The following is a 431-nucleotide window of genomic DNA, read 5'->3' as shown; positions in this document are numbered from 1 at the left end:
CCCGCCTCGTTGGCGGGACCTTCCAGGAAATTGTCCCGGCTCAGGCTCTCCGCATGCGGAAGCGAAAACGCCAATTGTCGGGGATGAACGCGGCCTGCCACGCTTGCTTTGCTCCATGCCGGCGCGCCGGCCTTTTCGAATATGCGACGTTGTGGGGCGGGGACGCGACGCCTTGCAGCGTCGCTTCCGGCTCATTTGGCCTCGATCGTGCTCATGTGCCGCAGCCATTCGACGAGATAGAGCGACACCGACGACAGTGTGAAGACCGTGACGAGACCCATCAGGACCATATCATAGGGCGAAGCCTTGAAGCCGAAGGCGAGCGCCGCCAGCACAAGCGCCGCATAGGCGACCTGGGCGGCGGTGTTCAGCTTGGACACTTTCGAGGGGCGCATCTCGACCGGCTTGTCGAACAGCCAGGAGACGATCAC

Annotated in this window: 1 protein-coding gene; it reads right to left on the bottom strand. The window is 63.1% G+C overall.

Features of this window, described 5'->3' with window-relative positions:
* Window positions 1-191: 191 nt before the first annotated feature.
* On the bottom strand, window positions 192-431 hold a 240-nt coding region (locus AACY52_RS31730), incomplete at its 5' end, for a hypothetical protein (protein ID WP_339561615.1).

This window comes from Pseudomonas sp. EA_65y_Pfl1_P113 (genome assembly GCF_963970525.1).
Classification (GTDB): Bacteria; Pseudomonadota; Gammaproteobacteria; order Pseudomonadales; family Pseudomonadaceae; genus Aquipseudomonas; species Aquipseudomonas tritici.
This window is presented reverse-complemented; position numbering and strand designations above follow the sequence as displayed.